The organism is Erythrobacter sp. K21-9 (assembly GCF_055808355.1).
The window spans coordinates 1,682,582-1,701,207 of sequence record NZ_CM147866.1 but is presented as its reverse complement, the minus strand read 5'-3'; the positions used below and the strand labels follow the sequence as shown (position 1 = coordinate 1,701,207).

19 protein-coding genes and 1 pseudogene are annotated in these 18,626 nt (G+C 55.5%); 10 read left to right on the top strand and 10 right to left on the bottom strand.

Annotated features, from left to right (window positions below; all coding sequences use genetic code 11):
• Positions 1-110: 110 nt before the first annotated feature.
• Together AC0L39_RS08620 and AC0L39_RS08615 are read right to left on the bottom strand one after the other, a co-directional pair.
• Entirely contained in the window at positions 111-2,906 is a 2,796-nt protein-coding gene (locus tag AC0L39_RS08620) for an NACHT domain-containing protein (protein WP_473257140.1), read from the bottom strand.
• 303 nt (positions 2,907-3,209) lie between these two features.
• Complete coding sequence (locus AC0L39_RS08615; RefSeq protein ID WP_473262330.1) at positions 3,210-3,359, bottom strand: DUF5818 domain-containing protein; 150 nt, start codon at positions 3,357-3,359, stop codon at positions 3,210-3,212.
• 434 nt (positions 3,360-3,793) lie between these two features.
• On the opposite strand from AC0L39_RS08615, the gene AC0L39_RS08610 reads away from it, so the two are divergent.
• The 4 genes from AC0L39_RS08610 (at position 3,794) to AC0L39_RS08595 (ending at position 6,261) form a co-directional block, all read left to right on the top strand.
• Positions 3,794-4,369, top strand: a complete 576-nt coding sequence (locus tag AC0L39_RS08610) for a hypothetical protein (RefSeq protein WP_473257138.1) — start codon at positions 3,794-3,796, stop codon at positions 4,367-4,369.
• A gap of 60 nt (positions 4,370-4,429) precedes the next feature.
• A complete protein-coding gene (locus AC0L39_RS08605) occupies positions 4,430-5,176 on the top strand; it encodes a hypothetical protein (RefSeq protein WP_473257136.1) in 747 nt (248 codons plus the stop codon).
• Positions 5,177-5,181: 5 nt separating this feature from the next.
• The gene (locus AC0L39_RS08600; RefSeq protein WP_473257134.1) at positions 5,182-5,691 is read left to right on the top strand and encodes a hypothetical protein; all 510 of its coding nucleotides are present in this window, start codon (positions 5,182-5,184) and stop codon (positions 5,689-5,691) included.
• A gap of 303 nt (positions 5,692-5,994) precedes the next feature.
• Positions 5,995-6,261: a hypothetical protein gene (locus AC0L39_RS08595; protein WP_473257132.1), complete on the top strand. Its 267-nt coding sequence runs from the start codon at positions 5,995-5,997 to the stop codon at positions 6,259-6,261.
• A 150-nt stretch (positions 6,262-6,411) separates the two neighbouring features.
• Here the strand turns inward: AC0L39_RS08595 and AC0L39_RS08590 are convergent, their stop codons facing one another.
• From AC0L39_RS08590 to AC0L39_RS08565, 6 genes are all read right to left on the bottom strand, one after another.
• Positions 6,412-7,776 carry an AAA family ATPase gene (locus AC0L39_RS08590; protein ID WP_473257131.1) on the bottom strand — a complete coding sequence of 455 codons (1,365 nt, stop codon included), beginning with the start codon at positions 7,774-7,776 and terminating at the stop codon, positions 6,412-6,414.
• Positions 7,748-8,176, bottom strand: a complete 429-nt coding sequence (locus tag AC0L39_RS08585) for a bifunctional DNA primase/polymerase (RefSeq protein WP_473257129.1) — start codon at positions 8,174-8,176, stop codon at positions 7,748-7,750. Before AC0L39_RS08585 ends, AC0L39_RS08590 begins: the two co-directional genes overlap by 29 nt.
• Positions 8,173-8,346, bottom strand: coding sequence for a hypothetical protein (locus tag AC0L39_RS08580; RefSeq protein ID WP_473257127.1), 174 nt, complete (start codon positions 8,344-8,346; stop codon positions 8,173-8,175). Before AC0L39_RS08580 ends, AC0L39_RS08585 begins: the two co-directional genes overlap by 4 nt.
• Positions 8,343-8,567 (bottom strand): helix-turn-helix transcriptional regulator, encoded by a 225-nt coding sequence (locus tag AC0L39_RS08575; protein WP_473262328.1) that lies wholly within the window; start codon positions 8,565-8,567, stop codon positions 8,343-8,345. Before AC0L39_RS08575 ends, AC0L39_RS08580 begins: the two co-directional genes overlap by 4 nt.
• Before the next feature lie 112 nt (positions 8,568-8,679).
• Positions 8,680-9,267 (bottom strand): hypothetical protein, encoded by a 588-nt coding sequence (locus tag AC0L39_RS08570; RefSeq protein WP_473257125.1) that lies wholly within the window; start codon positions 9,265-9,267, stop codon positions 8,680-8,682.
• A 25-nt stretch (positions 9,268-9,292) separates the two neighbouring features.
• Positions 9,293-10,441: a tyrosine-type recombinase/integrase gene (locus AC0L39_RS08565; protein ID WP_473257123.1), complete on the bottom strand. Its 1,149-nt coding sequence runs from the start codon at positions 10,439-10,441 to the stop codon at positions 9,293-9,295.
• A 144-nt stretch (positions 10,442-10,585) separates the two neighbouring features.
• On the opposite strand from AC0L39_RS08565, the gene AC0L39_RS08560 reads away from it, so the two are divergent.
• Positions 10,586-11,737: an AlbA family DNA-binding domain-containing protein gene (locus AC0L39_RS08560; protein ID WP_473257121.1), complete on the top strand. Its 1,152-nt coding sequence runs from the start codon at positions 10,586-10,588 to the stop codon at positions 11,735-11,737.
• Between the two features lie 31 nt (positions 11,738-11,768).
• Here AC0L39_RS08560 and AC0L39_RS08555 read toward each other — a convergent pair whose 3' ends face one another.
• Positions 11,769-13,130, bottom strand: coding sequence for a hypothetical protein (locus AC0L39_RS08555; protein ID WP_473257119.1), 1,362 nt, complete (start codon positions 13,128-13,130; stop codon positions 11,769-11,771).
• A 529-nt stretch (positions 13,131-13,659) separates the two neighbouring features.
• Here AC0L39_RS08555 and ribB point away from each other — a divergent pair.
• From ribB to AC0L39_RS08535, 4 genes are all read left to right on the top strand, one after another.
• Positions 13,660-14,907 carry a 3,4-dihydroxy-2-butanone-4-phosphate synthase gene (gene ribB, locus AC0L39_RS08550; RefSeq protein WP_473257117.1) on the top strand — a complete coding sequence of 416 codons (1,248 nt, stop codon included), beginning with the start codon at positions 13,660-13,662 and terminating at the stop codon, positions 14,905-14,907.
• Positions 14,908-14,914: 7 nt separating this feature from the next.
• Positions 14,915-15,337 (top strand): 6,7-dimethyl-8-ribityllumazine synthase, encoded by a 423-nt coding sequence (gene ribH, locus AC0L39_RS08545; RefSeq protein ID WP_473257115.1) that lies wholly within the window; start codon positions 14,915-14,917, stop codon positions 15,335-15,337.
• Positions 15,338-15,576: 239 nt separating this feature from the next.
• Entirely contained in the window at positions 15,577-15,720 is a 144-nt protein-coding gene (locus tag AC0L39_RS08540; RefSeq protein WP_473257113.1) for a hypothetical protein, read from the top strand.
• 225 nt (positions 15,721-15,945) lie between these two features.
• A complete protein-coding gene (locus tag AC0L39_RS08535; protein ID WP_473257111.1) occupies positions 15,946-16,521 on the top strand; it encodes a MarR family winged helix-turn-helix transcriptional regulator in 576 nt (191 codons plus the stop codon).
• A gap of 36 nt (positions 16,522-16,557) precedes the next feature.
• On the opposite strand, the pseudogene eno reads toward AC0L39_RS08535, so the two are convergent.
• Positions 16,558-17,840: pseudogene (gene eno / locus AC0L39_RS08530) on the bottom strand (phosphopyruvate hydratase).
• A 193-nt stretch (positions 17,841-18,033) separates the two neighbouring features.
• On the opposite strand from eno, the gene AC0L39_RS08525 reads away from it, so the two are divergent.
• Positions 18,034-18,624, top strand: coding sequence for a hypothetical protein (locus tag AC0L39_RS08525; RefSeq protein ID WP_473257110.1), 591 nt, complete (start codon positions 18,034-18,036; stop codon positions 18,622-18,624).
• Positions 18,625-18,626: the final 2 nt, after the last annotated feature.

The following is an 18,626-nucleotide window of genomic DNA, read 5'->3' as shown; positions in this document are numbered from 1 at the left end:
ATCTATTCACCATCGCCGAAAGCCGCTTCGGAAGTTCGGCTTCAAAAGCTACGGACCCCTTCTTTCTCACATATTTCGGTACGGCTTCGACAAGTTCGCTCGGGGCGAGGTCAAGGAATGTAGGGGGCTTCGAAGAAATCAAAGCCGATATGCCAGCTTGAACAACCATTCGTTCTGCGCGCGTCTGTCGGCCAATAGCTCGAGAAATCGTGGACTGAGGGTCGTCTCGCATCGACGAAAATTTGTTTCGCTTCCTTCTTCATGCCCAGCTTAAGCGCTTGGGCAGACGCAGACAGCGTTGCAGAAATTGGAACCCTAGTATTCGGATCTGGAGATGAGAGACCCGCCAGCGTCGTCAGAAGACAACGGGTAAATTCTGCGTCATCTGGCGAAAATCTTAAGGCAGATAGTATGAGGCTCCGGGACCCCAGTTCGCAATGCTTCAAGCGATCCAGAATCTGAGCTTTTGTTTCAGATTTCTCCCTGTTCGAATGTTCCTGACGTTCGAGCAAATCTAACAGGCTTGCAAACCTGTCGAACGCCTGAGCGTCTTTTCGTTTGGCGAACCAGATAGCTACGCGATCCTGATTGCCGCTAAGCATTTCAGTAAACGTGAAACCAATCTCATCGAGACGATCAGACAGGCGACCATTCCCGACCACTCTGCCGCTCTCTTGCCTTTGAGCCCAATTCAGCCAATCAATTGCTCGACTGGAATTGCGCTGAGCTTCCCCCAGTTCTCCGCGGATCGCGTAAGCGAGTGAGAGAGCAGAATGTCGACCGCCGGGCCACCCGACCTTCGTCGCAAGAAGTCGGCGTAGCGCTTCGTGATCCCCAGAGATCGCCACAAGATCTGGATATTCGTAAAGAAACCGATCCGATCGCTCATGCCCTGCTCCAACAATCGAAGCTTCCAGAAATAGTTTTATCAGACTGTCATATCGTTCGGCGGCAGATGTCGCCTGGATGGCTGCAGTAAGCCGCGCCATCCGAACGTCCCTTTGGCTAACCTTGCTTGCAGACGGCGGCACACGTTTGTCGAAGGCCAATGAGAAAAGCTCATCGACGCGTTTTGTCGCGACCAAGACCGAGGGCAATGCTCTACAGGCATAATCAGAGACAGCCTGCCGTCCGCTCAGGCGCTCAATTACTAATTCATTCGCTGCAGTATCAGATTTGGCCAACGAACGGATCAAAGTTTCCGTTGGCTCATCTCTGAACATCAACCCACTTGGAGTCCGTTCCAACAATGGAGCAAGGTCTGAAGCAAAGCTTTCTATAGCCGCTAAATTCATGCCCTGCGCAGCCGCCAACTCCTCCACTGGCACAGGGGGTGGCAGCAGAGACAAGCCCGACAAAATGACATTAAGTTCGTCTTCTCCAACTCCCTTGGAGCGAGCTACATTTTTCGCGGCCTCTATCCTTGACAAGATTAACGCGTTGAGAACTTCCGCGTCTGTCGCCTCGCTGCCACCACGCCGTTCTCCATCGTAAGGACGGCCCGCGCCGAGAAGTCCATCAAGGCAACGAGGGTTTCTTCCAGATCGTGATTTTAGCGCTGCAACCTCTGCCGGCGTCGCAGTGGGATCACGCGACAGTACAAGTTCCCGGACCTCTTCGTCAGAAAAAGCCGGCACTTCAATTTGGTGAACGGTTGCACTGCCAATCGCGAGATCGAGGCCCTCAGTGCGGCATGACCCGATGATCGTCACTCCGTCGATTGGCTCGATTGAAAGTGATTTCAGGATCAGGTGCGCAAATGATGTGCTATTTGTATCGCGAGCTTCCATCCCCGCATGGTCAATGGCATCCAAAATCAACACGATGCCGCTTGTTGAATCACGTTGGCGCGATGTCTTGACCGCTTGAACCAGCCTTCGCCGAAATGCCGCTACAAGCCCTGTGATGTCACTCGTAGGCAGCAAGATGTCACAGAGGCCCTCTCCCGCGAGTAGATTGGCCAAGTGTACTAACGTTCGTCTGGGCAGGTGCCTCCCGTCTTCTGGGTCGCGCCACTTTCCTGCCCCAAATCCATCGAAGATCACTGCATGCTGCTTCGACGGAAGGTGGTTGGCTACCGTTTGCATGAGCACGGTCTTTCCCATCCCGCCCGCGCCATGGATAACGATTGGTAGATTTGACGTAACTGCCGCTTCTAAAATTACTTGCGCGATTGGCCGAGAAATAGGGTTCGCAACCGGCGGAAATGCATCCGGGGTCGGATAAAGGACATCTTCGTGATCAATTCCAAGTTCCGCCAGCACATCGACTCTCGCGACTTGGTTGTTGCCCTGACCAGCAAACCCGGCTTTCTCCCGCATCAACCTCTGGAGCTTGAGAAGTCTTGTATTTGACTCAGGATCGCTTGCTTCGCCCCATGCAAACAGGAGGCGGCGAACAGCTTGTTCGGCGTGCCGAAGCGATCCTTGGCTACCTTGTAGGTCCAAGCGCCGCAAAATCGAAACCAGAGGAACTCGGTCGATCACCGCTGTCTTGAGTTGAACGGCTTGCTTCTTTGCGTCGCCCTCCAATTCTTTGTTGGCGATCAGTCCTGCCAACGCTTTGCTTAGGTTGTGATGAATTGGTCGATTAGTCGAAAAGATATACTGAACCGATTGCTCAACCTTCTTGTCATCAAGCTCGTCTCTCAGGTCTCGATCGGTTTCTGAAAATTTTCTTAGTGTTTTTGCGAGATCTGCGGCACGAATTGGCTTTTCTGCATCGCTTATTGAGTATTTGAACTGGATGACTTCAATCAGGTCGGCGTGCTTTGCCGTTCGTCCCCCATGGTATCTAACCAGATCAGCAATCTCCATTGCTGATGAGCTGAGTCCGTCCTCGTCGTCCAACCCAAATCCTTCAACGGCAATCGCCGAAAGAGTGGTTTTGGGCGGCAACAATTCCAATGCCGACCTTGCTGCCCAGGCCTCGTGATAACTGTGTCCGTCACGAGAAGCTCTAACGACATCGACTCTTTTGACTGCCGCATAGTCTGCAATGTCGCCATCCCTTGTCATGGGAACATTGGTAGAACGGAAAGCTGGGGAGGTCTAGCTCCCTGAGCCTTGGCAAATTCACAGTTTTCATCATTCAAAGCGCGTCAGACGGACACCCGCCCTATTTTCCTATCGAACCTAAAGCAGTCTGTCTGCAAACGGGCCAAACTCAGCTACCTTGAGCTGCCAGACGAGATGGTGTTTAAAACTAGATTACTTAGAAAGATCCGTGGTCCGCATCTTTTTGACATCCAGCAAATTAAACCCACCCCTGATGCCTTCGACCGTGACACGCTGACCGACAAGCTTCCTCGCTTTCCATCCCCATCCGCAGTCAAGCTGCCAGACGCCGCCTCCATCCATTTCTAGAGCGTAAAGGCCATGTTGCGAAGGGCGCAGAACACCCGTCTCCACGTGACGTGTTCCCATAGGCATTCTGGGTATCTCCCCGTAAAGTCGATGGCGGTACGCCCCCGCTTCGACTTCACACCTGATCCTCTGGTGATCGGGGAGTTAGTAAACCGAACACAGTCGGCCCTATAGCCTTTAGGCCCGAGAGCCCTGGACATACGCCATAGGCTCCCCGACCATAGGTCAAGGAGTGTGGACCACTACGGGCAGTCCAACCGCTGTGTTCGGGGTTACTAATCCCCAATGCCGTGCGTGGCGGCATCACCAAGCTGTATGGGACGGGTGCGCCTTTCAGGCAATAGAAAGCTGTATAGCCGGGGTTTCGCCTGATCTTGGCCAGAGTATTTCGTATAATCGCCCAGTATCAGCGACACAGAGAGATCATCATGGGCGGCATCAATTCCGGGCGGAAACGCATCGTCCATCGCGGAGCAGTCGAGCAGTTTCCCGTCATCGACCTTCGCGTCCTGAAGCGCGCTGGGCTGCTCAAACCCGGTGAATGCACGTATGACACGTTACGCTGGCTAAATCAGGACCTAAAGGCGCTCGAGGTGCGAATTTTCGTCGATTTGAGCGACGCCGATGATGCATCGGTACGCATTGCCGGTGATGCGACTGCCCAGCGCGCAGCGATCGAATGCATCCCCTGCCCCTACGGAGGCTATCGCTGCTACTTCCTTTGCCCGCTGACCGGCGCGCGGTGCGAACAGCTCTTCTTAGCCGATGGCATTTTCGCATCCCGTAAGGCCCATAGGATGACCTATGCTAGCCAGGGCGAGGATGACCTGTCCCGTGCCCGTCGCAAGGTGCGCAAGCTCCATAGGCAAGTGGAAGGCAATAGTCGCTATGCTCGCCCGCGCGGCCGCAAACGATATGCCAAGGTACAGAGCCTCAAGCAGGCCAAGTGGGACGCGGAGAGACTCTATCGAGATCGGCTATGCGCGATGATCGGTGAGATTTAGCCGCTGTTTCAAAATTATCAGGTAGCTTCGCCTACGTGGCAAGCATTGGAGGATTCGCTGGTGGGCACAGAACCAACGAAAGATGAGTTGGCGATCTTCGATGAGATCGCAGGATTAGCGGAATCGATTTGGGATGTTTCAAGAACATTCTCGGCTCCCCTTACTGACCCCAAAATGATGTCAGTGCTGATCTACAAACGCTTACGGACTAATCACATAGGCTTCACGGCTCTCTGGAAGCAATCGCTTCCGCTAGAAGCGGCTATGATTTTGCGCTCAGGGATCGAGGCCGCAATCTGCATTGCCGCCAATCAAAGGATGCAGGCGGATTTTATAGCCCTGGTTCGAGCGGACGCGGCCGCCACACTTACCGGCCAAATCAAGATGCAGCGCGCAGATGGCGCGACCGACCTCGTTCGTGACAGTGAAGCAAATCTGCGTATGCTGACGGATAGCCTCCCCGAGGGCATCAAACCAGCGCGGCTTGAGTGGCAATCTCTTGCGGGAGCGGGCAACGTTCCACGACTTTACGGCTGGCATCGGATGCTCTCTGGTATTTCCTCGCATGTGACCGGGGTCTCTCTAATGCAAGGAATATCAGACGGCAGTGAGAAAATGGACGCATCGCAAGAGAAACTTAGGGGCCTCAACAAGAGGATGCACCCTATGATGATGGCAAGCGCTACTCTGACAGGTTCATTACATCATGCGGAGCTTCTCGAAGACGAGAAACACTATGTAGCCGCTGTGGATTTGACCAAACGCATGGACGAACTTTCGGAGGAGTGGCCGGGGGTCAAGAAGTAGTTGGTATGGGTCTAGAGACACAGGTTGCCTTAATCGGGCTGATCGGAGCGATCGTTGGTGGCGGAATTTCATCATTAACAACGCTCCTCATCTCTCGGAGCGAGCGGAAAAAGTTTGCGCGCGAGCGGCTCTGGGACCAGCGGCGCGAGGGCTACTCCAAAATTATCTCGTCTCTCGTAGCCGCGACGAACATCGCGACACATATGGACGAGGAGTATTCGGATGATCCTCACGGCTATGATGCAAGTGAGCGTTCTCGACAAGCAATGGCGGAGTACATCGCGCACATGCATTCGGCCCGTGACACCTTTAACGCCTATCGACTCGTTTTGTCGATCTCGTTCGTTGATATCTATGAGACCGCTCAGCGGCAAATTAAGGTCGAGGCAGGGAACCCCAATCTTGTGCCGCCCGAGAGTGCTGAGATCACGGGCACGATAATGAAGACAGCCTTGACGAGATTACTGGAGCAGGCGGTCAGCGAGCTACAGGAAGGAAGTATAAAGGGTCTCTAGTTTTCACAATGTGATCGAAACGCTTCCCAGGAAGCAGGCCGTTTCGCAAAATGAAATTTGGCTTAGGTTTCGATCAAAATAGGGCGGGGTCCGCAGGTAGATGATAAAATGTGGTCTGGTACCCAGTGGTGACCCAGCGGCCCAATCGCGCAGCCAAAAGGCACGCGATTTCGCGGTCTTTTATCCCCGGACAGCCTCATTCAAAATCAGCGGGTCCAGCCTTCTGGGATTTCTGGATTTCGAACCTGACAAGCGCCGGAAACCTGTCTTAATCGGTCTGATGGTCAACGACAGGAGACCATTATGACGAAGACGACGACCAACTCAGGCGCTGCCTCTCGCAACCGGAAAGCGACCAACAAAGCCAAGACGATCGCGCTTGCCGATCTATGCAAGCAAATGAAGATGAAGCCGCGTGAAGCGCGAATGCTGCTGCGGCTAGCGGTCAGCAAGAGGAATGAGTTCCCAGCCCTAGCCGAAGCCCATGTGCCGCGTCAGCCATGGCAATGGGTGGTCGGGTCGGACGCACTCGAAGAAGCGAGGAAGGCGCTGACAACCTTGGCCGAGTGAAGGAGGCCGGGCGAACAATCCGGTCTTCTCTTGGAATTTCATGTTTTCAGGTTTTCAACACCGGCGATCATTTGGTGATTGAAGAGGAGGGATGTGATTGCACTCCCTCCCCCTCCCCGGCGTTGAAAACTTGAAAAGGTGAAAACCTGATCAATCAGGCGGCAATTCCCAGAACCACTTCTTGCCTTCACGTCGAGGTTCAATCTCGAGTTCCTTGCGCGCCCGGTCCAAGGTTGATGCACGGATAGCTCGCGCCTCGGCGTTGCGTTTCAGCGGCCCGACTTCTTTTCTCCCGTCGGCCAGTTCCTCTAGCAAATAGTCTTTCGCAACCTGCCGCTCGTCCTGCTGAGGACCGCGTGACGAAGGATCGGCTGACAAGAACTCGTCGGCGTCGATCTTGGTGAACTTGTCGAACGTGATCTTAGGCTGCTCGCCCTTCCGACCATCTGCGTCGCCCATAGTGAAGAGCATGGCATCGCCTTTTTCGAAGTTGGTCTTCAGGTGGAACAGGATGAAACCACGCACATCATCACTGCGCCGAACCAAGCCGAACTGGTTGCGCGCAATGCCCACGAAGTCGGTCGACCCCAGTCCTTTCTTCATGGCCTGCTCTTGCGGCCCCTTACCGAAATGGCGGACGCAAATTATCGCGCAGCGCCGCCTATCGGCGATTTCCGCAAGCCGGGACATGAACTCGCGAACCTGAATGTTGCTGTTGCCGTCCACGCCGGTCATCGTTGCTTGGATCGGATCAATGAACACAAGGCGAACCTGGTTCTCGGCGATTTCTCCGTCCAACCAGTCCGTCATCTCCTTGGAGAGATCGAACGCCACAGTCTGGATAAACACGCGAGACAGGTTTGCCCCGTTCGCTATCAATCGCGGCTTTATCACTGCGCCCTTCAAGTCTTCGAAGTTGAGCAAGAAGCAATTTGCAGGCTTGAGCTTCTCGCCGTTGGGCAGGGTCTGACCCCGGCTCACGCGCGAGCAGAGCCATGCGGTGAACTGACTCTTGCCATCGCCGGGATCCCCGTCAAGCAAGCCAAGAGTGCCGAGACAGATGTAGGGGTACCATAAGAATTCCAGCTGCTCCTCGGGGATCTCCGAGAAAGGAACCATCTGGGGGAACGCCTTGGTCGGATAGCGCGATACGCTGCGGGCAATCTTTCGCACCTCGCGATCAGGCAAAGGCTCATCAGCCATATCCAGGTTGAGCGCCTTCAACGCCGCCAGAGCAGCTTGTTGCGGAACGCCTCTTGAGTGGAGGTAGCCTGCAAACTGAGTCAGCGTACTGTTGCGCATACCCTTTGGGATCTTTCTACCGCCGGTTTCCTCCTCACGCTCGCGATCCTTCGTTGTGATCGAAGCGATATTGTCGGGAAGCTTGGCAATGGGCCGATCTTCCCAGACTGCGTAGATTGCGCCACTTACATGACGGGAGCCGGGGCCGATCACATAAGCCCTCTTCCCGCTCTTTACGTCAAGCTTATGTTGCGCGCCGTTTCGCGAAGGCATTTCGCCAGCTAAGTAGAAATGGAAGCCTCGCGCTGTCTTCACGGTGAATGTCGGCGGCGGTACGATAGCGGGATCGAAACGAGGCCAATGCCTCCTTGCTGTCGCAATCAATGACAGTCAGGCCCTCGGTCGCAACTGCATATTTCATCTCAGGATATTCGCGAAGCCATTTGCGGATGGTTTTGAGCTTTGTCGTCGCTCCTTTCACCCCGCTTGGAACAAGCGTGTTGATCGGATGCTTGCCCGGGCTTTCGCAGTTCTTGCGCCCACATCTGCAGCGACCACTATCGACGCCGTGGACCGGCAGAACAGGGATGCCCTGTCCCGCAAACCACCGCATCATGCCAAAAACCGAGGCGGGTTGATCGAAGCGTACTCGAATGGATGAGGGTTTGTTCATTGATCGCCCTCCCCACCCGTTTCGGTCGGAACACCCGGCAATGGCATTCGGGCGATCTCTTCCATGATCGCTTGGTATTCTTCCTGAGTGTCCGCCTCAAATAAAAAGACGCGTGTTTTGCGACGACCAGTGTGCGGATCGTCAAATTGGCGTGTGGTGCAATGAATCATCGGGCTGCCTCCCGCTCATCGGCAAGTGCGTCGAGGTGGGCATCCACTTCGTCCTTCAACCACGCCACCGAATGGTCCCCAATTCGGACCCGCTTGGGCCAGCGCCCCGTAGCCTCTAGGCGCAAAGGTGTGCTTGGACTCTGCGTAACACCTAGAATCCTCAAGTGCTCACGCGTGTAGAAACGGCGGCGTACAACGCCGTCAGTTGATTGGTCTGTCATGTTGAGATTCCTCATCAGCTTAAAATTGATGAGGATGGCCATCCCCGTCTTGCGACGTCGAAAAGTTTTATGACGCCAGCTCGTCAGGTCGGCTATTAGAGTCCGTCCGCCATTAGTCCGGAATTGGAATACCGGACATTCTCGCGTTTGATCGCGCTTCGTTAATGCGCTCATACATTGTTGAACGTTCAGGCCATGGCCCTTTGAAAGATGCCTTCAGAGACAGGATTACCTCGCTCGCCCGCATGCCCAGTGGATTGTAGCTGAAGAACTCAGCGAGTGCGTCGTCAAACTCTTCGAATTGTCGTTTCCGACCGCGTTTTGCAGTTGGCTGCTTCTCAAACTTCGTTCGCAAGAGCTTAGGAAAATCTCGCAAATCAACCATGCATGGATAGATTTTGCCTCCCTCAAGTTCGATCTGGCCCTCGTCGTCATCTGTGGGCATTGGATAAAGAGCAAAGAGCGACGGCTCATTTGAACTCGAATAATACCATATTCGCCGAACACCCCTGAAATAAACAAGAGGCAACCAGCCATTCTGCACGCATTGGACAAGTGCGGAGATGGCCCATCTTCCCATCTCAACGTCGTGCTTACTTAGCTCATTTGATTTGGGGCCGAGCCTCATATGACGTGCCAAACCAGTCGGCCATTGAGTTCCGAATTTGTGTTTTCCCAACGCGTTGAATGCGTCCTCCAAGTGTTTGAGATCATCAGACGGAAGTTCAGTCTTCGAGGTTCTCAAGATACCGCCCCCACTTTTCCAAAGCCTCGCGCTTTTCAGTCGAGTATTGAAAGGTATTGTACACCAACGCCACACCCGAGATGATTCCGGTCATATGATTGAGAATCTTCTCAGCAACATGAGGATCGATGCCCAAACTAGCCATGCCTGAAGTGGCTGTGCGGCGAAGGTCATGCATATGCCAATCAGAAGTTTCAGAGACCGCGTGAAGGCGGCGAAGCGCCTTGCTGAAACTGCTGATTGGCGAAACGCGTGTGGTTGTGAACACAAGGTCACAGTCAACAAACTGGGGCACTTCATCTAGCAGTTTCATCGCATAGCCGCTGAGCGGTACAATATGCGGCTTGCCGTTCTTCGATCGCTCGGCCGGGATGGTCCACGTCCGTTTTTCCTGATCGAGGGAAGACCAGGTCATATTGGCCAATTCTCCTCTGCGCTGGGCTGTGGCCAACAGCAGCGGGACGTATTGCCTGTATGGATAGCCATCTTGAGCGCAGGCATTAAGCAGACGAACAATCTCCTGCTCGTCGAGAACCCGATCCCGCGCGATTTCCTTGTGTTGTTTGCGGATGCCGTTGGTCGGATTGGTCTCGACGATGCCGCGTTCCATACACCAGCCATAGAGTTTGCGAATATGCGCGAGAATTCGGTTCGACTGATAGCGCGCACCACGCGCAGACGCGGCATCCATGATCTCGAGAATATCGGCGCGCGAGATCTTTCGAATATCACGCTGCCCATGCAAACTAACCAATTCTCGGTTCAGAACACGCTGTGCTTCTTTCCAGCTTCTGTTGTTCGGACAGGCGTATTTCTTTATGAAGTCAGCGACCACAGCCTCAACCGTGAGGTCAATCTGACGGCGACGTCTTGCCGGATCGATCCCATCATCGACCTGCCGCAACGCCTCCATCGCGATCTCTCGCGCTTTGGCCAAAGTTACGCGAGGATAGGCACCGCATGAAAAGCGCTTTTGCCTAGTGCCATAGCGATATTTGACGCTAAAACTGATCGTCCCACGTACGCTGACACGAGCGCTAAAACCGGGGCACAGAACATCATGTACTTCGTAGCGCTTGGCCTTCGGTTTGAGGGCCTTGACCGACTTGTCCTTGAGCGCCTTGCGCATGTGCCGTTCCTTTCAACGGCACACTAACAATCACATTTTTTTAGCAATCTCAAAGAAAACTCTGGGTCCCGGACAGTATGAAGCAGAAAACTATAGTCTGATGCGATATGCAGGATTCGAACTAAGGTAAGGCAGGAAGCAATCATGATCTCTGGACCGCTCGAGGCCATCGGTACGGACACGCTTGATAGGCTGATAGCAAACGGTGTCCCTGAAAGCCGCACACTCGAATACAAAAGGGATCTGCCCAACCCGAAGGGCAAAGATAGCAAGCGCGAGTTTCTCGCAGACGTCACGTCATTCGCCAACTCGCAGGGCGGCGACCTCCTATACGGAATCGATGCCCCCAAGGGCATACCGACCGCGATAGCCGAGTTATCAGTTGACGATCCGGACGCCGAGCTTCGGCGGTGGGAGGACATCATCCAAAGTGGTGTAGAGCCCCGTATTCCGGGTCTTCATTTTCGTTGGATCGCCTCCGCAGAAGACCGAGGGGTAATGCTTATCCGCGTGCCACCAAGCCCAGTAGGACCTCATCGGATCATCTTCAGCAATTGGAGCCGCTTTTTCAGCCGACGATCAAATGCCAAATATGAGATGGACACGCACGAATTGCGCGAGTCGTTCGTAGCTGGCGAGGCCCTTCCCAATCGCATCCGCTCCCTACACCTGCAAGCGGTTGACGCAGCTGTTCGGGGCGAGCTGCCAGTCGGGCTCGGCGATGATCCGAAAGCAATCGTATCGCTAGTGCCTATGACCTACTTTCGCGAAAGCCGTGATCTCGACATTACTCCCGAAAATGCGCTCGCACCCATTAAGCCGTCCGGTTACATGGATTCCGTGGAGATGATTGAAGGTGTCTTGCTTCACACCAACCCAAGTGAAAGCGGGGCTGTTCGCTCCTATGCAATCACATATCGCCAAGGCAGAATCGACGTTGTTTGGACGATCGGACGTGTCGTCCATGAACTCCGCAAAGATGAAGCGCCTATTGTTTGGCCCAAGCGGTTCGAGGATGGTGTTTTAGACGCCGCGATATCCGGCGTCGCAAGACTCCAACCTTTCGGCATAGAGGGACCGTGGACGGTCCACGCCAGCTTGACGGGCATTCGAAAGTATCACCTCGTCGTGAACAATGAATGTTGGTCTGATCCGGCATGGCGTGATCAGGTCACACTGCCTTCGCTACGCATCGAGACAATGAATCGAGCAGCTCTGCTTCCGGTGCTCCGATCTTTCTGGCTCGCATTTGGGGTTCGCCGTCCTGATGACCCTACCAGCGATCAAACGTCTTAAGAAGCGGTTGTGTCGAGTCTGGTCGAGGCATTTAATCTAGGAAGGGGTCTTTGTACGATGGATGTGTGATCTTCAACCTTCGCGAAAAGCCGCCATATTTCTGGTCACCCCACTCATCCCGTTGCCATTCGATCTTGAATTTGCCCGCCTCTAAGACCCCTTCGTCGCTTCCTTCATACTGAACGGCAAAACGTTCTGCAGGTTCGTCACCAAGAGCTCGCATGATGAGCGTCTTTGCTGCCGATAGAAAGATTGTCTCGGAGTTTTCTGGCTCCCCCGGCAAATTCGCATTCAGCTCCAACGAAAGCTTGGTCGCAGCCTCCTCGATACCGGAAATTCGGTAGGTCAATCGATCTGCAAGGAAGCTATCGTTGACCTTCAAAGGTGCAGATTCTGCTGACCAGTCCACAACGGTTCGGTGATAGTCCTCCGTGTTCAATCCCACCTTCGCGAGGAAGTTCTTCGCCTCATAAGGTGACCATCCTATTGACCAATCAACTGGTGGAGGACGCTTTTCTCGTCGGCGAATACGGCGTACTTCGCTGATCGCCTCACGAATGCGTTTGCGGTCAGTCGCATCCGTTGCAGTCAATGCACGGAAGTAGCGATTGATCAGATCAACGTTGACGCCGAAGGCGAAAAATCCGCGGACATATGCCTCTCGCCGTAGTTGCTTATCATTCAATCTAAAGGTCAACCTAACTGCCGCATTCTCATACGCGGAGATCGCAAGTATCAGATAGAGGAACGGCAAATACATGAGGGAAAGCAGCGTAGGCACCATGAAATCGCGAGCCGTGCCCAACGAGAGGAAATCGCCAAAATGTGTCGCGATTTGATAGCCGCTAAACGCAACCAGACCCAACCCGACAATTGCAAGAAAGGCGTTTAGGGGACCAGCCAGCCGAGCATGTTCTGCCTTATGTTCAGCTATGACCGCCATCATCGCGACTACGGCCATTACGGGCAAAAGTACGAGTTCCGCCCACAACGGTAAGGTATAAAGTTCAGAGATGAAGACCACAAAGGCAGTAATCGCGATCGTTTCGCGAGCTACCTTCCGCAACCTCCCTACACCCTCCTTGCTCGTTGCAGTGTCAGCCAACGTGACGATCATAGTTGTGAGACACCAGATAATGGTCGCTGAGAGATTGTCGCACTGCCAAATTCTTAGCCACGCCAGCAGCCAGACGCTTGCCGCAGTCCAGCCAGCCGCAGCAGCGATCGCGATCTGAATCTTCCATTGAAAGAAGGCTTGGACGACGTCCCACATTGAGGACCGAAGTTTTGGCTGGAAGAGGATATAGAGGACCAGAAGCCCGATCCAAATCAAGCTCGCCCATTCCCTATCGTTGAGCTGGATCAGGCGAAGGCACTCGCAGACATCATTCATCTCTTCTTCTGACTCCCCGATTCCAGTCGACCGCGCTGCAAATTTGCTCGCCCAACTCATAGATAGTTCGTCGAACTATGGCGGAAAACATCCTGACTTCGATGCAACATTTCGATATAGCAATGGAACTGACCCGCCGGTCATTTGGACCGACGCTCCGGCCCACACGTCGCACTAGATGCCGCGCGAGATATTCTGGAAATTTGAGTTTCAATAAGATGCATGTCTCATGCTGGGTCCCATTGGGGTAACAGACGCCTGAACTTGCCTGCTTAGACCTGAAAGAACCTGCAACGATCTGCGGACCCCAACCGTATGATTTTTGAACGAAATGAGGCTATTTGCAGCGATATAACAAGAGCTTAAGCCGTGCTCTTAATCAGCGGGTCCTAGGTTCGAACCCTAGTGCGTCCACCATCGAATTTCCGATAGTCATGCCGACTTACCGATGCATCGCGCAGTGTCTGAGCACATTGTACTGTGACAAGTGCTAGGTTGTAATCACATCGTGATGTGATACTGCGCAATCATGAGCACATCGATCATCACACGCGTCCGCGAACTTGTCACATCAGGCGAATTCACCAAGGCCGGACTTGCCCGCGCAGCCGGACTTCATGCCAACACCTTGCGCGATGCAGCGGAGGCGGGTTGGAACCCCACTTCCGACACCTTGGCAAAGCTCCAGTCCTTCCTCGATGCGAATGATGAACGGCCCGTGCTTGTCGGGATCGAGGAGATCATCGACGAGGCGCGCAATGGCCGCATGTATATTCTTGTCGACGACGAGGACCGAGAGAACGAAGGCGACCTCATCATTCCCGGCCAGATGGCAACCCCGGCCGCGATCAATTTCATGGCGACGCATGGGCGCGGCCTGATCTGCCTTGCCCTCGACAAGGCGCGGGTCGACCAGCTTGGCCTTGAACCGATGAGCCGCAACAACAAGGAAAGCATGCAGACCGCCTTCACGATCTCGATCGAGGCGAAGGAAGGCGTGACCACAGGCATTTCCGCAGCAGACCGAGCGCGCACTGTTTCAGTGGCAATCGACGCGACCAAGGGCGCCGACGATATCGTCACCCCCGGCCATGTCTTTCCGCTGATGGCGCGCAATGGCGGCACTCTGGTCCGCGCAGGCCATACCGAAGCGGCGGTCGATATCTCGCGCCTAGCCGGGCTCAACCCTTCCGGCGTGATCTGCGAGATCATGAACGAGGACGGGACGATGGCCCGGCTCGATGATCTCGTCGCATTTGCGCGCACGCACGACCTCAAGATCGGCACTATCCGCGACCTTATCGCGTACAGGATGCGCAACGATCATCTTGTCGAACGCATCGACGAAAGCAGCTTCGACAGCGATTACGGAGGGCAATGGCGGCTGATCACATATCGCAACCAGGTCGAGAACAGCCAGGCCTATGTCCTGCAAAAAGGGCATGTGACACCGGATGAACCCACCCTCGCCCGCGTGCACCCGATCTCCGTGTTTGACGACATCCTCGGCCAGCCAGGCCCGCGCAAGCGCACGTTGCAGCGCGCAATGAGCGTAATTGGCGAACACGGTTCAGGCGTAATCGTGATCCTCACCAGCAGGATCGGCGCGAATGAATGGAGCCAGGACGAGGAAATCCGCAATATCGGGATCGGTTCTCAGATCCTCGCCGATCTTGGCGTGCACGACATGGTATTGTTGTCCAATTCACGTCCCGACCTCGTCGCCATCGAAGGCTACGGCCTGACCATCACCGATTTCAAATCCATCCCGGAGTAAGCACCACATGGCCAAATTCCTGATCGTCGAAGCGCGGTTCTATGCACAGCTCAATGATATGCTCGTCGCTGGCGCAAAGGCCGCTTTGGAAGCGGACGGGCACGAGGCGGACGTGCTCACAGTGCCCGGCGCGCTCGAAGTTCCGGGCGCAATCGCGCTCGCTGCCGAAAGCGGCGAATATGATGGCTTTGTCGCAATCGGCGTGGTGATCAGAGGCGAGACCTATCATTTCGAGATCGTCGCAGGCGAAAGCGCGCGGGCTATCATGGCGCTTACCATGGACGGCATCCCCATCGGCAACGGTATCCTGACCGTCGAAAACGAGGCGCAGGCGCTGGTCCGGGCGGACCCTGGACAAAAAGACAAAGGCGGCGAGGCGGCCAAGGCGGCACTTGCCCTGCACGCTCTTACAGCTCGTTTCGTGCGGTAAAGCGAGCCAATTTTCGGACTGTTTCCCGGTGAGATACGTGTTTCTACGGATGTAGAATTTCATAAGTCAGGCGTAGTGTCCAATGTGGCAATCGCGATCCGGGAGGGCCGTGGGGGTCAGGGATCGCGAAACAGACTTGGAATGGGATCAATGTATGGCTGACATGCCGCTACCGGACGCACGCGACCTTTATTGCGTGATAGAACTCGCTCGAGCAGCAACTGGAAATCCTTGACGAAGTGGGAGCGGGCATCGCTGCCATTCACGTCAATGCTGCGATTGAGCAATTGCGCACCAATATCGCGGTGGTGAATGAGGAGAGCCTGTCTCCCTTCGACCCGGATCTGCTCTGCCTGGCCCCGGCAATCGCTCCCGCAATTTGACGGGTTATACAGCGCGGTAGGTGTTCGCCCTTAATGGCATTCGCCGCCCGCTGTTCTATCTCTCTCTCAACGAGGTAAAAGACCCTATTAGGGGATTAAGCCAGCCTTGGCCTCGTCAGGAGGCGCAATGCGACTTACCCGAATCCATCGCAACGTCCGGAGCGTCACAGGCATACTGTCGCTTGCGACCAATAGCGTCTTGCTTGCCGATCACGGTGCGCAGTGATGGGACGCGCAGAGCCTTCTGAATTCAAAGATTCCTCACAAGCCGATCTTGCCGTTCCGGGCCTCGAAACCGGAGACCTGCACTCAATGGCCGAGCAGTTGGCGGCAATTGCAGAGCGGCTCCGTGATGGAACCTTCATCTCCGCCGGTAGTGAGCTGGATCCGGGCGATGCGGGACCACACAATGAAAGGAATGGCGCACCGATTGCGTTGTCGGGAGATCCCGCTCTCCAGCGCACAGTCTTTGCCGAAATGGCACGGGCTATCTATTCAGTTCGGCGTGAGCGTGACGCGATATTCAGTGCACCCGAGTTATTCGGCGAGCCCGCATGGGACATTCTGCTCGACCTCTACGTCGCGCATTCGGACAATAATCCGGTCTCGGTCTCGAGCGCCTGTATCGGCTCGGCTGCGCCGCCGACCACGGGTCTCAGATGGCTTGGCGTGTTGGCAGAACAGGGTCTGATCGTTCGCGAACACGACCCCAGCGATCAACGCCGTGTGCTTGTTCGCCTTTCTGAAAAAGGTCTCGAGAAGATGGACGCCTATTTCGCCGGCGCCTCAGGCGTAGACTGACCGAGCTGGAAAAATAGCGAAATTTGGGGCCAGTTGTCAGCCGCCGAAGCAGCCGCGCCCGGCATAGACCGCACTGTCGCCCAGTTCCTCTTCGATGCGGATCAACTGGTTGTATTTCGCAAGCCGGTCCGACCGGGCAAGCGATCCGGTCTTGATCTGCCCGCAATTCGTCGCAACGGCGAGATCAGCGATGGTTGCGTCTTCGGTTTCCCCTGAACGATGGCTCATGACGGATGTGTAACCAGCGCGGTGCGCCATATCGACGGTACCGCAAGCGTTTCGGTGAGTGTGCCGATCTGGTTGACCTTCACCAACAGCGAATTGGCAAGACCCTGCGATATGCCGTCCGACAGCCGCTCGGGATTGGTCACGAACAGGTCGTCGCCAACCAGTTGCACTGTCTCGCCAATCGCATCGGTGACCGCTTTCCAGCCATCGAAATCGTCTTCGCCCATACCGTCCTCGACCGAGCGGATCGGGTAATCGGCGCACAGCTTGGCAAGGTAATCGGCCATGCCGGCACCATCGAGGCTGAGCCCCTCGCCCGAAATTTCGTATTTGCCATCCCTGAAGAATTCGGTCGCCGCGCAATCGAGCGCCAGCACGATGTCCTCGCCCGGTTTGAAACCGGCCTGTTCGATCGATGCCATGATGAAATCGAGCGCAGCGCGCGTGCTGGCGAGGTCAGGGGCAAAGCCGCCTTCATCGCCAACGCTTGTGGCCAGACCCTTGTCGGACAGGCCCTTTTTCAGGGTATGGAAGACTTCCGAGCCCCAGCGCACGGCTTCGGCGAGACTATCGGCCCCGACCGGCATGATCATGAATTCCTGGATATCGATCGGGTTGTCGGCATGCTCGCCGCCATTGATGATGTTCATCATCGGCACCGGCAGGACATGCGCCGATACCCCGCCGAGATAGGAATAGAGCGGAAGGCCGCGCGCGTTCGCCGCTGCCTTGGCCACAGCAAGGCTGGTTCCGAGGATTGCATTTGCACCGATGCGGCCCTTGTTCGCAGTCCCGTCGAGCGCAATCAGCGAGAGGTCGATGTCGCGCTGATCCTCGGCATCGAACGCGCCGATCAACAAGTCGCGGATTTCGCCATTCACCGCTTCGACCGCCTTCAGCACGCCTTTGCCCTTGTAACGGGCGCTATCGCCATCGCGCAGTTCGACCGCCTCATGCGCGCCGGTCGACGCTCCGGAAGGTACAGCGGCGCGCCCGAAACTGCCGTCATCGAGCAGCACATCGACTTCGACGGTCGGATTGCCGCGACTGTCGAGAATCTCGCGTCCGTGAAGGTCGATAATGGCTGTCATGCTTGGCTCCGCTGGAAAAGTGTTGTATACAGATAACACACCTAGACCGGTGTCGGACCACCATGCGCCACCTGATTTTTCCGCTTCCCCCTATTCGTCGGAACATCAGGGCGCAAGGCGCGTTGATTTCAAAACTACAACCCCGCGAATTCCGTCTGGAAAAGCAAGATATTGGAGGGCTAAGAGAAAGACTATGGCTGACACGAAAATTACCAAGACCCCCGCAAAGACCTCAACAAAGGGCGCAACGACCAAGTCGACGACGCCTAAGAAGGCTGAGCCGAAGAAGACCGCAGCGACCGCGAAACCGGCTGACGAGGCGAAAACTCGCTTCAATGCCGCGCTTGAAGAAGCAAAGGCCGGCGCCGCTGCGCTGCGAGCCGAGGCTGGCGACCGTGCTGGCGAATACCGCGAGCAGGCCAAGAGCAAGGGCGACGACCTGATGAGCGAAGCGCGCGCTTACGGCGAGAAGGCCAAGCACCGTGCCGGTGACCTCGCGGTCGACGCCAAGTCTGCGACCAGCGACGGCATCGCCTCGATTGGCAAGGTAATTGCAGATACTGCTCCGCAGATCGACGACCGTCTGGGCGAGCAATATGGCGATTACGCTCGCAAGGCTTCGCGCAGCCTCGCCGAAACTTCGGCGAAACTCGATGCGAAGAGCGTGGACGAGCTTGGCGACGACGCCCGTGAATTCGTGCGCAAGAGCCCCGGCACTGCACTCGGCATCGCCGCGGTCGCCGGTTATCTGATCGCGCGCCTTTTCCGCGGCTCAAGCAAATAACT